Raw genomic sequence first — 16,710 nt, 5'->3', positions numbered from 1 at the left:
CCAGTCCTATGAACATGCCGCAAGACAACAATCTGGTTCCCGTAGAAGACGCCGAGCAGCAGCTTGTCGCCTATCTGGACGGCGAACTTTCGGAAGACGAGCGAATCGTCGTCGAGGCCCGTCTGGCCGACGATTACGACTATCGTCTGCGCTTGCAACGGCTGGAACGAGCTTGGGATATGCTCGACTCGCTGCCGCGGATCGAAGCGAGCGATTCGTTTGTGCAGACGACCGTCGAAATGATCTCAGTCGCCGCTTCGCAAGAGCTCGAAACGATTCAAGTGCGACAGAAGTCACGTTCCTGGCGAATCTTGGCGATTACCGCCGCGACGGCGATGGCCGCGGCAGTGTTAGGTTTTGTGTGGATTAGTCAATCGGCGAGCCGCGAAAATGAAAAGCTCCTGACCGAAATGCCGTTGATCGAAAATATGGATCGCTACCAGAAGGTGGATGAGGTCGAGTTTTTGGAGCAGCTACGAAAAGAAGGGCTGTTTGTCTCGGAGGTGAATGATGGCGTTTAAGCGATTTACGCTGCCAATCTGTTTGCTGCTGATGATCGCCGCAGTTGCCCTGGGAGATGACGACTTGGCCGAGCGCCGGGCGCGGATCGAGCAGATGTCGCAGGCCGAAAAGGAAGAGCTGCTGTCGAGCCAACAGCGTTGGGAGCGGCTTTCGAAGGAAGGACGCGAACATTGTCAAGAGATTCATACGGCGCTGGAAACGCGCGACGATGGCCAAGAGCTGCGTGAAGTGATGAATCGGTATTACGAATGGCTGAAAACGCTCGATCCGGTTAAACGGGCCGAAATTGAAAAACTGCCGATTGAAAGGCGAGTCGCTACGATCAAGTCTGAATTGGAAGAAGAGTCGCGGCGGCGTCGGTTTGGGATGATGCGCGACGCGTTGCGCGGCGCCAGTGAACAAGACATGCCCAAGATTTGGGCCTGGCTGGTCGACTTTATGCAAAAGAATCGACAGCCGATTGAAAAGTACATGGATGCGCAGTTCAGTGAGGATTCGCGCCAGCGCCAGCGTCTTGAGGAATTGCCGCTCGAACAGCGGCTTTTCTGGGTGTGGGTGAAAATGAACTTCGAACGGAACATTGAAGCTCCACTTCCCGGTCCCCAAGACATTCAACGACTCGCGGCCGATCTGACTCCACAAACGCGGCAAATGCTCGAGAAGCTGCCGATCGATGGACAGCGAGAACTGTTGCGACAGTTAATTTTTAAAGCGTTCCATTCTCAAATGTTAGAAAACGCCAGCGAAGAGGATGTGCGGAAGTACTTCGAGCAATTGCCGGCCGAACGGCGCAGCCATTTGGCCTCGCTACCGAAAGAAGCATTTGAACGGGATCTGAAAGAAGAATATTCACGTCACCTGATGTTCAACTTCTTTGGTCGCTCGTCCGGAGGACCGCGTCCCCCAGATCGATTCGGTCGCGGAGATGGACCTGCTGGTTTCGAGAAAGGGCCGCACGGAGATGGGCCACGCGGCGAAGGCCCCGGTCCTGGTCGGCGCGGAGACTGGAATGGACCAGGCGGCCCCGGTAGTCGTGGTCTAGACGAACGGGGCGGTGATCCTCGCGATCGCAAGCGGGACGAAGAGGATCGCCCGCCGCTGCCGATGAAGCCGCCGTTAGAGCCGAAAACGACCGAAGAATCTACCTAACGGACTCCTGCAACTGTTGGCGCCGCCCACGACTGGGCGGCGCGCTAGACCTCTTTAGAACTTGAAGTTCTGGATTCCCTCTTTGACATCATTTCGATAGTAGTTGTCCAAGTTCTTGCGTTGCTCTTCTTGGATCATGCCGTTACCGGCGCGAATCCCGCGGAGCAGTTCGTCGTTAAGCTTCGCTTTGGTGTTGCCTCCTTGTTGGCCGCCGTAGCCTTGCGGAGTCGGAGCATTTGGCGATTGCGGTTTGTCCGCAGGCTCTGGTGCATTGCCGAGCGATTTTTCACCGCGGTAGAACGCGTACTCTCCAGCTGCGGCTTCCGCCAAAATTGTCGAGCGGCCTTGGATGCCGTCAGCGACAAAAACCCCGCGCAGGTCGGTATCGCCAGAGGTGAACTCGTTGTTGGCCGAGCCGATCACTTTAACGTGAACATCGGCGACGTAGGCGTCGGTTTTGACGTTGCGAATCGTCGCACGGACACGGCCTGACTCGACTTCTTCCTGAACTTCGACTTTAAGAGGCGAGATCAGCACGAGCCCGCTGGCATGTAGGTTATCGCCGCGGCAGACCACCAAGTAGGCGCCCTCTTCCTTGAGCGGCAGCTTCAGCTCTTTGGTCCGATCCCGGTAATCTTTGCCGTCTCCCAGCTCAATTTGTTCCTCGTGATAGGGGCGGATTCCGGCTAAATTGATCGCGGTGATCTCTTGTAGGTTCCGCCGCAACAGCCCGAATTTCATCAGATCGATGCGATAAACGTTGACGTCGCACGCCGCGATATTGCGGAACTGCAGCTTCACGTTGACCGCTTCCCCCGGCGTGAAAGTAGTCACGTCATCCATCGCAATTTGTTTATGCAGGAAGTAGTCAATCGACTGGGCGGCATCGATAAAACGATCCTTCACTTTCTCATAGTCGGTGATCGCGGCGGCGGCCTGACCCAGTGCGTGATGAATCTGTCCCATGATATAGACGGCGCGCCACTTGTTTTCTTCGGCAAGTTGGCGGCTACCAGAAAGGGTCGCCGGGCGCTTGTACTGGGCGACCTGATCACACATTTGCAGCGCTTTCTCATGCTCGCCGAGGGCAAAGTGGCAGAAGCCGGTGATGTACCAATAGCTGCTGAGGAAGTTGCTGTCTGGGTAACGGCGAGTATAGTCTCCGCAGACGGTAATTGCCTGTTGGTAGGCGTCCAGTTCAATCAATCCAGTCGCCAGCGAAAAGGCGGCTTGGTCGGCCGAGGGATCTTCGGGATGAGCCGTGAGGAAGTTCTCTAGCATCCCCAAGGAACGCCGGACGAGCGTCACGCGGTTGATCTGCTTCTCGCGCAGCTGCGGATCTTGAGCGGCGTCTGGCGCTTTGGCGAAAACTTGCTGCGCCAACGCGTAGTCGGCTGTCGCCACGTACGGCTCTGGCGGCGAGTTTTGTAAGAGCGTGGTCATCACTTCCACGCTGCGGAGAAACTCTTGCTGATCTTGTAGGAAGCCTGCGACCTGGCTTTCGACCATAAAGCTGGCTTCGACCGTGGCGCGATACACCAGATAACTTCGTTCGTACTCGCCGATTTCGTGATACGCTTTGGCGATCTTCATCAGCTTGGCGAAAGGAATCTCGAGTTCTGGATATTTCTCAATCACGATCTCGAAATAGCGGACTGCTTCGGCCGAATTGCCTTGCTCAAGACTGATGTCGAGCAGCATGCGAATCGTCTGCTGGAAGTAATTGGTTTGCAGATTCCAGTTGCTAAAGAGCTCGGTCAAATTTTGCTGAGCTCCAGCGAAATCATGCTGTTCAAACTTCAAGCGGCCCAACTCGTACAATTCGAGCGGCGTCAGGCGGTACTTGTCTGCACTCGCGCTGCCCAGCGGCAAGACCTTCAACGATTGCGACTTGGCGATCGCCATGTTGTCGAGGTGATAGGCGTCGCGCAGCACGGTTGGAAGGCCTTGGTAGTCGCCGGGGATGGAACCGATAATATCAAAGTTAATCGATCCTAAACCGCGATTGCCGCCGAGATAAAACAGGATGCCGCCGGGCTGGATTTCAAATCGCTCAAACTGACCGGTCACCGTTTTTTCGTCGACGCGGACGCCTGATGGCAGCGGTTCAAACGCGATCAAATACGGCAATTGCTGATCGCGTGAGTTGTTTTGCACGCCGCTGCGCCACATTTCGAGGGTGACATGTCCTTTTTTGGCGGTGGGAAGTTGCGTCATGCTGTTGCGGAAGCTGGAATAGCTGCCGCTCAGCAAGCCGAACCCACTCGGGATCGGTCGTCCGTCAAATTCCAATGGGGCCGGCGTATAGTAGCGGCGAACCGTCCAATCGTTGACCGTGCTCTCTAGCTTGTCGGCCGCGACGAAACCGGCCAATACGCACTCGTAGGAAAATTCACCACGGCCGTTGAGCTCGAATCGAATTGTTTCTTTCTCGTTGTTGGTCAAGGACTCGACCGGAACTTCCAAAGTTTGCGTTGTTGAATTGGCGTCAAACTTCAACGTTTGCAACGGCTTCTCGTTGACGATCACCGTCAACTCATAGGCCTCCGCGGCCAATTGCTTGGTGGTGTTATAACCGCAGATCCCTAACATGATGGGGCCGACTGCTTTCTCTGGCGCCCAGCGTGAACCGCTGCGATGTTGCATCAACCATTCGACTTCTTTCCGCAAATCTTCTTGCTGCGGCGAAAGCTTGTACAAGCACAACGCATAGAGACCGCGGGTCTCCACTTCGGCCGCGTTCCACGACAGCGGAGTCACGTCGCCGCCGCTCAGCTTTTGCTTCGCCAACGCCAGGATCTCACTGGCGGTCTCTTTGCGATTCATGTCGGCGAAAGTCAGGGCCAGATAGGAGAGCCCTGCCGTCGAGAGCGAGTTGCGATTGCGGTACAGTTGATTGGCCAACGGGAAATCTTCGTTGCCGGCGACTGTCAACGCATGCAACAGGATGGTGCGGCTTTCGTAATCGCCCACTTCCAATTGCGTCAGTTGATTTTTTAGATAGTGAACCCCGCGATCAAACACCCCGTTATCGACGCGATATCCGGCCGTGCGAGCTAGGGCTAGGCTCCACATCGCGCGGGACGAGGTATACGCGTTACTTGCGCCGGATGGGCCTCCCCAGTTCCAGGCGCCGTCCTCTTTTTGGGCGGCGACGATGGCTCGCAGTTGTCGGCGGATCGTTTGATCCAGTGATTGCATTTGGGGATTGGCCGCGTCGCGCCCTTTGCTCATCAATTGCTGCAGCGCAACAGCAGCCAGCAAATCACTGGTGCTGGTGTCCATGCCAGAGGCATAGCGTTGACTGTCGAGTTGACGCAACGTTGGATTGGCGTAGAGCACGTCAAGCAGCGTTTGTTGAACCGTCGGACCGATCACAATCTGCATCCGCGGGCTGGTCCAGGGCATCTTTTGCGGACGCTGGACGAAGGCCGATGTACTGCTGGCGGACGTGCCCGAAGCGATTGCATAGACCGGCATCCCGGCCGGCAGCAGCGGCACGATCGCCAGCTGTTGATCGACTGTTTCGGCGGCTGAGACTTGTAGCAAGAATTCGATTTTGGCGCCGGGCTCGGCATCTGTCTTGCCAGCGATCGGCAGTGCGAATTGAATCGGGAACGCGAGTTCGACAATACCCTTCTTCGTGACATTCAGCGTCTTGGTTTCGGTCTGCGTTTTCGCGCCGATTTTGGTTTTTAAGGTAACAGTGATTTCGCCCTTGTCGAGCAGATCGTTGTGCACGATGACCGGAATCTGGGCCAAGTCGCCGTCAACAAAAGCGGCCGCCGTCTTTAGTTCACCGAACAGCGATTTACTGACCGCTAATTCGGTTTCCGCTTCGCCGGCAAGCGTATCTATCGTCACGCCTCGAGATTTCAGCAGCCAAGCGGTAGAGCGTTCTGGCAGCGTCACCTCGACAGTCGCTTGGCCTTGTTTGTCAGTCAGGACCGCCGGATCCCAAAATCCGGTCTCTTGGTCCGGTATCCCGACCAAAATTCTTTCACCATTGGCGATCGCTTTTTTCAAACGTTCTCCAGCGACGTTGCTATTCCAGCTTTTGCCTAACTCCGTCGAAAAATTGAGATTGGAATAGCGGCCGTCGACCCCCAGCATTTGGACCTCTCGCTGGGAGCTCAGATCGGCCCAAGCTTGAGGATTCGTGAACTCGATTTGTTGCTGGGCATCTCCTCCGTGCAGGAGGGGCGTCGCGTCGTAGAAATAGTGTTCGGCCTGCTTCTTTTCGCCACTTTGGCGTCGTGCTGCCAGGTTGGCTTGATTGCCAGATTGTTGAAGCTGACGATCTTTGAGTGCGGGGCGAGCTAGGTCCATCATCGGCTCGTTGGCGCTGTAACCTGCGTTAGGAGCAAGGCCGAAGCCGCCGCTACCGCCAAAGCCGCCACCGCCAAAACCTCCTCCGCCGCCGGCTCCAAAGTATCCTCCCATCCCTGCCGCAGATTCTTCCGCAGGGATCCCTAATTCCATTCTGTTCCTCGCGATGCCGTCAAAATCACGATCACTTAGTTCGGACAAAGATTCCGCTTCGCGGGCCAGCGTTTCTAGGCGTTCTTCTTCGGCCAGCAGCAGGTGATCAATCGAACTGGTTTGCGGGTGGTAGCAGAACTCGATCGTCGACGAAGTTCGCATCGCAAAGGTGCGTGATGCGCCGCGAAAAAATTGCTGAATCGCCGAGATACGCTCGGGAAAACGTTCGTAGAGCGCCTTCTCGACCAACGCGAGACTCAGCTCCGCCGGAACGGGTTGTCCAGCGGCGTTGGACGTGGTGATCTCGACTTTCACTTTGTCGCCGGGCTTGTGACCTTCGCCCGCGATCTTCAATGCAATTTGCAGGTCCCGTTCGACCTGGAAAGGACTGGACGCCGTGTGGAAACGGAGCGGAGCTTCGTCAGCTTGTTGCTCCTCGTTCGGATCGACCATGACGGCCAGCGACATTTGGAAATTGGGCGCCAGCTTGGACGAAACGGCGATCGCCAGCTCGTTGTCGCCGTGCTTCAAGGGGATCAGACGGTATTCCAAGATTTTGGCGCCTTCCAGCGTCAACAGCGCCAATGCCGGCTTTTCGCGCCAATGGACTTTAACGTTTGCTGTTTCGCCTGCTTTCAAGGTGTGATGATCGGCCAAGATGCGGAGCCGGGTTGTATCTTCGTCGCCTGATATTTTTACGGCGACTTCACCCGACACGACATTGTCGAAGCGGTCGACGCCTTCCAGGCGAACGCGATAATCGCCCCCAGCAGCCAATTGCAGCGTTTTGCGGATGACGCCGGTCTTGTCGTCACTCTTGACGGCAAACTCTTCGAGCAGCTTTTCTTGTTTTTCGTCGGTCCCTTGGGCGTCAATCAGTTGGAGGACCTTCAGGGTCAAGTCTTGGGCGATCGGTTTTCCTTCAGCGTCCTTGACGGTCGCATCGACTTCAAACGTTTCGCCCACCAAATAAACCGGACGAACCGTGTTGGCGACGATCGTAAAGCCTTGCGCAGATAGGAAGAAGTTCTGCTGCGTTGCGGTCGAATGGGCCGGAAGTTGTACCGCTAGGCTCACTGTTTGGGATTGGCGGAAGTCGCGAGTTTCAAACTCGAACTTCACTTCCCCCTTATCGTCGGTCGTGCCGGTCAGCGTTCGATCGCCGTTGAGCGAATAGGAGATCTCTGCGCCTGCGACCGGGGCGCCGTAATAGTAGGCTGCTTTGATCGTGCCGGAGATTTTTTCACCGCGGTAGTAGACGTTGCGATCGGTCTCAACCGTCAAAAAGACGGATGGTAGTTGATATTCGTGGACAACGAACGAGCCTTCGTATTGAAGCTTCTCATGCGAGACGACCATCCGGTAGTCGCCGACCGCGGAGGCTGCCGGCAATAGTAAATGCGCATGGAATGATCCATAGTCGTTCAACTTGACCTCTTCTTCCATAACTAGCCGGTTGCGGCCGTCATAGACTTCTAGCTTGTAGTCTCGCTCGGTCGGTACAACGTAAATGTCATTCACGGCATCGCGAATAATCCCCTTTATGTGAACCAACTGGCCGGGGCGATAAGCAGGGCGATCGGTATAGAGATAGCCGGCGCGAGTGATCCCTTGTGAGACGCCTAGCCCGTTGAGATTGACAACACTTGACGCAATATGGCCATCCGTGATCGCGAAGACGCGCAGGTCGGCTGGATCACGCAGTTCTTTGCGGTCGGCTTGGTAGACGCCGTCAGCGCCGGTTTCGACTTCGGCGAATACTTCGCTGCCGTTGGACAGGAGCAACTTGACGCCGGGCCACGGTTTACCCGTTCGCATGTTCTGCGTGAAAATGAAAACTTCGTCCCGCGAGCTTTTCACAATCATGTCGAGATCGCTTTGCAGCACCAGCGTGGTCGATTCCTGGGTTTTGCCGCTGACGGTGATCGCCATCACGCCGGCTTGGACCTTGTTTTCGCTGGGAAGGGGGACATCGACCTGCCCTGAGAATAATCGGTATTTTTCGTAGTCGGCTATCTTATGCTCGAACTGCGAATCAGGGTCGATCAGCGCGATATCCAAAGACTCAACGCCGGTCGCCAAGTGCATCTTACGAAAATAGGTCTCCAGATCGACTTTATAAATCTGCACATTGACCGACTCTAGATTGCGGGTCTTCAAACCAATGCGGGGAGTTTCGTTGCTACGATAGACGCGCACCGTGCTGATCGCGAGAGACTTATTAGAGAGAAGAGCGATTTGCTGCTGTGCTAAGCCGGCCTGAGATCCCCAGGTCAGCTTTTTGTACTCGTCCATCGCATCGGCCAGACGATTTAGTTTACCGGCTAGCGTTTGGGCGATGCGATATTGGGCGATCGAAGCCTCTTCGGTTTGTGGGTACTTTGAGACGACCTGCCGCCAGGCGGAGATCGCTTCTTCATACTTTTCCTGGGCGAACAGAATCTCGGCGAAACTGTTTTGGATCGACCGATTACGATCGTCGATTGGGTACTTCACCAAAAATTCGCCCCAAGCGGCGCGTGCGGCGTCGTAATCCTTACGCGTGAGGGCATCAAGTCCTTTGGCGTACTCAGCATTGATGATTTGACGTTGAGCTTCGCTCCAGTATCCGTGGGTGGGATACTGTTGCAGATAGGTGCGCCAGGCGACGATCGCGTCCTCAAACTTCTTTTGCCGAGCCAGCGCGAGCCCTTTTAGATAGAGGGCTGATGCGTATTCGTCGGTTTTCGTTAGGTTTTCCTGTTTCAGGAAGTTGTCGACCGCGGCAAGTGCATCGTCTGTTCGGCCTTGATGCAGATAGCTCTGCACGATACGCAACTGGGCGGTCGCCACTTTTTCATGCTCGGGATAGCTGGTCAAAAACTTCTTGAGGCTCGCGACTCCTAGCTCCAGGTCATCTTTGTCGCCGGGGTTGGGGATACCATAGGTTTCAGACAGTCGGAAGGCGGCCAGCGGAATCAGCTCTGATTTGGCCGAACCATGCAACGAGAGCAGATCCTCCCAGGTTCGCCGCGCTTCGATCCGGTTGCCCGACTGCAGAAACGCTTCGCCCAACTCATAGCGTGCCGGCAAAAGCAATACATCATCTTCATTGGCTTTGATAAATACTTGATACAGTTGGATTGCTTGACCGGGATTATTTAGCTGTTTGTAACAACGCGCGATTTGCAATTGGATCCGCGTATTGGTTTCGCGCAGCGGACCGATCTCGGCCGCTTTTTGATAGAAAGCCAGCGCCCGTTGATAGTCGGGCTGCTTGTCGTTTGCCTGGGGAGCGAAGAAGGCGTCGGCAAACTCTAGGTAGATCGCGGCGATCTCTTCTTTCCGCTGGTTCGAGAGCAGGTATTCGGCTTCGGCTTGGTAGGCGAGTTCGGCAGCGCGATAATCGCCGGCTCGCGCATATGCGACGCCGATCGCAAAGCGGGCCTTTCGCGTCCAATCGCTCTCAGGAAATCGCTTCGTCAACTCCGTCAGCACCGCGATCGATTCTTTGTACCGCTTGGCGAAGAAGTGGGCTCGGCCCTTTAGGTAAGTCAGATAAGCCGGGTCTCCCTGCTCGTCATGGATTGCTTGATCGATGGCGGCGATCGCGCGATCGTAGTCGCGATTTTGCATCGCTTCGCGAACCGCTTTCGGGACCGAAAGTAGGCTCGATTGCCCAGTCGGCCCAGTTTCTGCTGCGGGAGCTTCGCTAGCGGGTTTCTTATCGTCTCCGTTCTCTTGGGCGAACAAAATTGCCGGGGAGAAAAGCAGCACCCAAACAGCGGGGAGAAAAGTCCAGCGTTGCATGATGAGATTCCTGGCGCTCGGCGATCGGGCGCATCGGTGGATGTAGGAGCAGTGGTGGTTCCGCCAACCTAGACGAGCATGGGGGGGCGGCGGTTTTTCGATCGTAGTCGAATTTGTCAATTTATCCCAGCAATTCGTACTGCAGAACCGAGAATCGATTTGCGTGCTAAGTATCAACACGATTTGGCTTTACAAGCGGACCGGTGAATCTCCTCAACTCATCTGGCAAGCAGAGGGGGAAGCATCTATGATCCTCGCCCCAACGTCTCTTTTTCAAAGATACGTCAAGCGAGGAAGTGAAGAAGGAGCTTTGCAGGATGAATGGACGAACGATCGTAGCAATCGGCGGAACTGGTTTGGGGTTGTTAGCGCTGGGACTAACGACGATGAACCTTTCGGATTCGGCGCCTGAGATGAACCAGACGGCGCAAGCTCCCGAATATTCGCAAACGATGCCGGCAGACGCTTCGCAGGCTGGTCCTCCGCCCATTCTTCAGCCGGCCGAGGTCGAAGTGCCGCGCAAGCGGATCACTGCGCTGGATGAATCACCGGCAGAAATGAGTCCAACGCCCGAGACCGCTGCGCCTAGCATGATGCGATCGTCGGCAGAGCCAGCGCCGCGCGCGAGGATGATGCAGGCGCCTGAGAACTTGGCGGCGCGTGCTCCCGAGACGACTATGCCGGATGAAGCGATCGCTCCCCAGCGGATGATGTCGGCGCCGATGATGGTGCCTGAGAGCATTCCAGACGAGACGCCGGGCTACGAAGTGGTGGAAGTTCTCTACGGCACCGACCGCGATCTAGTCGGTTCCAGCGGTATGCTGGGGCATTTTTATCCGGCGATCTTGTTGTCGCTGGGGGGACTGGTGCTGTTTGGGGTGCTGTGGAAATACCAGATGGCCCGCGTCGGCGGCGTGCTAGCAGTTGTTGGGGTTTGTCTGGGGTTGTTTCTCGCTCGCGATGCGGGGCTCGATTATCAAAAAGAGTTGCGCGCAGCGGCCAGCGGCAGCGCCATGTTTGCCGGAGGGCGAGGAGATTTGCAGTTTGGCGCTTGCCGGATCAGCATTCCTGAAGTTCATGAGGTTGGCCAGTTAGAAGGCCCCTCGGTCTTGCGGTTAGAGCTGGTCGAGCGTCCTGAAAAGCATGTCATGTTGTTGGATGTCCTCTCGAAGGAGGAAGAAGCGTTCTTTGCAGATCTGCGGGAGAAAGTTGCGCAGTCGCCGAGACATGAAGTTTTGATTTTCGTCCATGGATTCAATGTCTCGTTTGAAGACGCTGCGCGGCGGACCGCCCAGATGTCATACGATTTGAAGTTCACCGGCGTGCCGATGTTTTTTAGCTGGCCGTCGCAGGCGGACCTGTTTGGTTATACGACCGATCGCGATAATTCGCTCTGGACCGTTTCGCATCTGAAAGAGTTCTTGCTAAAGGTCGCTCGACAAAGCGACGCCGAGTCGATCAATCTGATCGCTCACAGCATGGGGAATCGCGCGATGGGGACCGCCCTAGAGCAGATTGCCGCGGAGATGAAGGACGAAACGAAACTGTTTAATCAAGTGGTGCTTGCAGCGCCGGATGTTGACGCCGATGTTTTTCGTAAAGAAATCGCTCCGCAGATTGTGCGGGCCTCGAAGCAAGTGACACTGTACGCTTCGGCGAATGATCTAGCGCTATTGGCGTCCAAAAATGTGAACGGATACCCCCGCGCCGGCGATATTCGCCCAGAAGTTGTCATCGTACCGGGTGTGGAAACGATTGACGTTTCGGCGATTGACACCAGCCTGATCGGACACGCTTACTACGGCGATAACGACTCGATCATCTGCGATATCTTCACGCTGCTGCATCAGCCGGCTCCTGCTTCGCAGCGGCAATGGCTCCGTTCAACTTCGGGAGTTGAAGGGATGTACTGGGTGTTTGAGCCAACCGGCCGCGGAGTCGCAAATGCTGGTGGAACCGTTCCGCGGTAGGCGAATCAGGTTCCGGTAACGTCGGTGGTCCAGACGCGAAAGGACTTCAGTTCGTTCTGGCCAAAGGTCGTGGTCAGCGCGACATCGGCGGCATCGCGGCCGCGAGCCATCAGCACGCGACCAATCCGCGGCTTATTGTTTCGCGCGTCAAACGCGTACCACTGTCCACCCAGAAAAACTTCGAACCAGGCGCTAAAGTCCATTGGCGCCGCGTTGGGCGGCACGCCGATGTCTCCCAAATAACCAGTGCAGTAGCGCGCCGGAATGTTGCAGTTCCGGCAAAAAGTGACGGCCAAGTGCATGAAGTCACGGCACACGCCGACTCGTTCGCGATACGCTTCCAGCGCGGTGCGAGTCGCGCGAGCCTGCGTGTAATCAAAACGAATATGGTTGTGCACATAATCGCAAATTGCCTGCACGCGTGCCCAGCCGGGCGTGGTTTTTCCAAAGAGTGACCACGCGAGGTCTTTCAGCTCACTGTCAACCTCGCAGTAGCGACTGGCCAACAGATAGACCAGCACATCCGAGGGCAAGTCTTGCACTTGGGCTTGCATCGCTTGCGGCGCCTGAAGATCAGGCAAACCGCAATCTTCGACGAGCACCTGATTGCGCAACACGATACGTCCGGCAGGCGCTACCAAGCGACCGCAACGATTGCCGTAGAGATCGTAGTACTCGGAGATCGGCAGACGAGGGGTCACCACCAAACGATCAGGCTGCCGCGTTGTAAGCTCTCGTGATGGATGCAGGTAAAGCATCAAAAGCATCGGCGCGGGTTGCGGCGATTCAAAAGCGATCTCGAAGCCAGCTTGAATCAGCATGGGTTGCAGTCAGTTGTTGATGCAGTGCGATTGGCTCGCGATTTGCACCAACAAATCGACCCGTCAACGCACAAAGGATCGCCTCACGATGCATTGTACCGCTGCGAGCTGGAGTTTCGTGGGAATTCTGGTCAGGTTCTGTGATTGGAACAAAATGCTCGCAAAATCAGGGGCAAAAATCTTTAAGCTCATTGGTCTTCTTTCACAATCCTTACATCACCTGGCGCCGAGCCCACAAACCATGATACGCCTGGTTCGCCGCGAAAGTGAACGCTGCGCAGCGGCGATTTTTCGTCTGGGCTGTAGAGACTGACTCGAAAACCATCGATCGTGGTTTCTACCGAGCCGGGGGCGCCCCAGACGTAGCGACCATGGTTGTACCAACCGCCGACCCCGCGATCGAGCAAACGCCACTGATCGCCGCTGCGAACTTCGATCTTCCAGCCAGTTTGCGGCTGCGGCTGATTGGGATAGACGCCAGAGAGGGTGATCAAATTGATCGTAATTGGCGACTTCCACTCGGCCTGATAGTAAACTGGTTCCGCTGCGGAGACGATGCCGAGATCAGCGCCGCCGGCGACTCCTACTTCGTGCCACTGTGAACTTTTTAGAAACTCGTTTTTCTCAGGAAGATAGACCAGATCTGTCGCGGCGCCGCGAGCCCCTTGGCCGAGCTCCGTCATGTTGCTAGTCAGATCGGCGCGGGCCAATTGGTTGACCAGTGACGCCGGCAGATGCAGACGATCGACATCGATAAGCTCGGCGCCGGGGATATATTCGGCTTGAGGATCGCCGGGCGGCCGCGTCAGCGAGAGGTAGGCGAATAGGTCGATCAGCTCTTGTTTGCTCAGTTGCTTCTCGACTCCTTCCGGCATCAATGACAGCTTGCTGATGCGGATCGCGTCGACATCATCACGCGGAATTGTTTCGAGCTTGCCTCCTTGCAGTTTGAGCACGACGCGTTGGTCATTGTCTTCGACCATTAATCCAGTCAGCGTGCGACCATCGGCGGTTAGCACCATCCGACCTTGGTAGTCGGGACCAATTACCAGGCTGGGATCGAAGACGCTAGAGAGCAGTTGCTCGAACGAGCCGCGACCATTGGTCGTGATATCAGGACCTACCTCCTGACCTTGACCGTAAATCTTGTGGCACTGTCCGCACAGCTTTTGAAAAGCGGCGGCGCCGGCATGAGGGTCTCCATCGCGACCACGGACGAGACTCCGCATGTCAGCGATCACCAGTTCTCGCTCAGGATTGCGCTCGGTTCGAACTTGTCCCCAAAGCTTGATCGCGGAGGCGACTATTTCGTTGTCGGGGCTCTCTTGTAGCTTGCGGATTTGGTTGACGTTGAGTGAGTCTTTTGAGATGCCGCCGCCAGCGACTGTTTCCAGCAGTTGTTTGCTCCAAGTAGCCCGTTGTGTTAGAAGTTCGATCACTTTGGGCTGAAGATCCGCTGCAAGTTGCCGGTAATTCAACAGCAGCATCGTCGCGACCTGGGGGTGGTCAAGTTTGCCAAGGGCAGCGATCGAATCCGCTAGCAGTTGCTGGGACGATCCCTGCGGATGGACAAGCAATTCTCCCACCACTGCTACAATCTGATCGTCACCAAAAGCAACCAGCGCCGCCAAAGCAGCCGAACGTTTTGCCGCCGGCGCCGCTTGGTCTTGATAGACCGAGCGAACCGCAGCCTGAGCGTCAGCGTTCTTCCAGGTCACGGCCAGCAATGCGGCGTCAAAATACGCAGTATTCTTCGGGCCGCTGGTCAAAATCGGATGAATCACCGCTTCAAGCTGCGATCGCAGTTTGCTCAGCCGTTCGTCAGAGATTTCGCCAGATTGAACTCGAGCAGCGAGCGTCTCCAGCGAACTGTTGAGCGCAGGTCGCAGCGCCGGCGTCTGGGCCACCAATTTTACAAGTTGGACGATGCTATCTGTTTCGACATTTGCAGCGGCCAGAATTCGATCGATAATGCGCGGCAATAGCGCTGCGACGTTCGGATTGCTGGCAAACTTGGGATTCTCGAGCAGTGCGAACAGTTGTCCACTTTCTGTCTCAAGCCGGGGGTGCAGATTTTGCCAGACGATTTGTGGGATCAGCTTGTCATCGCCGGCGCTGGCCAACACGGCGGCAAGTGTCGGAATGGTCGGTACTTGATCGATCTTACCGGCAGCGATCGCTACTTGCAGCAACACATCGGGGCTGCTGTCCTCGGTCATCGAGACGATCTTTTGCGTGAGTTCTGGTGAGATCTTTTTTTGATTGCCGGCGATGCGGACGCCCCAGGCGCGAAACGTGGGATCGGCGTCCGCCAGCAATGAGGTCACCAATTCTTCCGACGGCTGTTGGCTGCCGGCGATCGCCCAAACCGCATGCAGGCGAGTTTTGCGCGGCGCGGTTAGGGTGATGGCCAGCTTGGCCAATTGGGCCATTGTCGCGGGATCACTGCGTTCGCTTAACAGACGTTGAGCTCGGTCGCGATAGAAGCGATTGCTGCTATGAAGCCGTTCGACCAGTTGTGAATCGCTCTCATTGGCCAGGTTGAACGGCGAAGCGCGGGGAGTCGCTTCATATCGAATGCGATAGAGTCGACCCTTCAGCCGATCGACCTCGGCCGGGTGCGCCATCGCATCTTGATAACAATGAAACCGGTCGTACCAATCCAGCACATAGAGACAACCGTCGGGGCCCAGCTTCTGATCGACCGGCATGTGCCAAACATCGTTTGCAGTGACGAAGTCAGGATGAGGCTTGCCGAAATAGGTTGAGCCGGCGCGGGTTACTTCGTCGACGTTGATGCAATTGCCGTGGATGTTGCCCATGTACAAGCGATCGCGATAGGCGGCGGGATAGGCGTCGCTGTCCAAGTATTCGAGGCCGCAATAGGCGGCCATTTGATGCTTGTGCTGCACGATCGATTCAAGCTTCCATGTGTGCGGCGGATAGGGTCCCCCTTGGCGATGGTAATAGCCGGTCTCTGTGAGATGCCAGAGATGATCGATCACGCAGGCGCTGATAAAGGCGCTCCCCTCGGGGTCAAATGCGATGCCCCACGGATTGCTGGTTCCTTCGCAAAAGAGTGAAAACTCTTCGGTACGCGGATCAATCCGAAACATCGCGCAGGTGAAGTCGAACGTTTTTCCGTGCTGCGTGATGTGCGACGGATTGAACACGCCGTTGAGTCCATAGAGGGCGCCATCAGGGCCCCAGGTCAGTGAGTTGGGAAGCTCGTGCGTGTCAGAACGCCCAAAGCCGGTGACAACGACGCGCTGTTTGTCCGCTTTCAAATCGCCGTCGGTATCTTCCAAGAACAGCAAGTCGGGCGCGTTGGCGACCCAGACTCCGCCGTAGCCGACTGCAATTCCCGACGGGATGTTTAGCCCGTCGGCAAAGATCGTCGTCTTGTCGATGCGGCCATCGTGGTCGGTATCTTCCAGCACTTTGATCCGATCGCGACCTGGCCCCGGCGCATGCCGCGGATACTCAAGTGACTCAGTGACCCAGATGCGTCCTTGATCGTCAAAAGTCATTGCGACCGGATTTACCAAGTCTGGTTCGGCCGCCACGACTTCGACGCTGAAGCCCGGTGGAACCGTCATCTTGGCGGCGGCCTCGGACGGCGAGAGCGCAGGACCAGGAATAGTCGCTTGCCGACGAGGTAGAAAAGGTTCGTCCGCCAACAGTTGCGAAGGGACAAATGCGATTAGCAGGAGCAGTAATAAACGTCGCAAAGGAAAATGCATGACGGCCGACCGGACGAGGGGGAGGGAATCTGACAGGGCTTTGTTCGATTGTTAAGGGGGCCGGAGTGAGATGCAATCGTGAAAAATCTACAATGAGGGAAGTTTTTTAACCACAAGAGGCTCGGTTAGCCAAGCTTGCCATCGGCTTACTTGCCGCTTAGACTCACATCGCCCGGGATTTTTTCGACGTAATCTTGGCTGTTCCCTTCCGTTTCGCATTCCCCCCTTCTGTCT

6 protein-coding genes are annotated in these 16,710 nt (G+C 56.1%); 3 read left to right on the top strand and 3 right to left on the bottom strand.

The features are described 5' to 3' along the window. Positions 1-8 precede the first annotated feature (8 nt). Both SH421x_RS22215 and SH421x_RS22210 read left to right on the top strand, forming a co-directional pair. Entirely contained in the window at positions 9-521 is a 513-nt protein-coding gene (locus SH421x_RS22215; protein ID WP_488852210.1) for an anti-sigma factor family protein, read from the top strand. Continuing rightward, positions 508-1,671, top strand: coding sequence for a hypothetical protein (locus tag SH421x_RS22210; protein WP_488852209.1), 1,164 nt, complete (start codon positions 508-510; stop codon positions 1,669-1,671). Before SH421x_RS22215 ends, SH421x_RS22210 begins: the two co-directional genes overlap by 14 nt. A 54-nt stretch (positions 1,672-1,725) precedes the next feature. Here the strand turns inward: SH421x_RS22210 and SH421x_RS22205 are convergent, their stop codons facing one another. After that, positions 1,726-9,942 carry a tetratricopeptide repeat protein gene (locus SH421x_RS22205; protein ID WP_488852208.1) on the bottom strand — a complete coding sequence of 2,739 codons (8,217 nt, stop codon included), beginning with the start codon at positions 9,940-9,942 and terminating at the stop codon, positions 1,726-1,728. A gap of 317 nt (positions 9,943-10,259) precedes the next feature. On the opposite strand from SH421x_RS22205, the gene SH421x_RS22200 reads away from it, so the two are divergent. Further along, positions 10,260-11,912: an alpha/beta hydrolase gene (locus SH421x_RS22200; protein WP_488852207.1), complete on the top strand. Its 1,653-nt coding sequence runs from the start codon at positions 10,260-10,262 to the stop codon at positions 11,910-11,912. Positions 11,913-11,917: 5 nt separating this feature from the next. On the opposite strand, the gene SH421x_RS22195 is transcribed toward SH421x_RS22200, so the two are convergent. Next, positions 11,918-12,733, bottom strand: coding sequence for a transglutaminase-like domain-containing protein (locus SH421x_RS22195; protein ID WP_488852206.1), 816 nt, complete (start codon positions 12,731-12,733; stop codon positions 11,918-11,920). Positions 12,734-12,921: 188 nt separating this feature from the next. Then, on the bottom strand, positions 12,922-16,464 hold the full coding sequence (locus tag SH421x_RS22190; protein ID WP_488852205.1) for a PVC-type heme-binding CxxCH protein: 3,543 nt from the start codon (positions 16,462-16,464) through the stop codon (positions 12,922-12,924). Positions 16,465-16,710: the final 246 nt, after the last annotated feature.

It is taken from the genome of Blastopirellula sp. SH421 (assembly GCF_057808535.1).
This window is presented reverse-complemented; position numbering and strand designations above follow the sequence as displayed.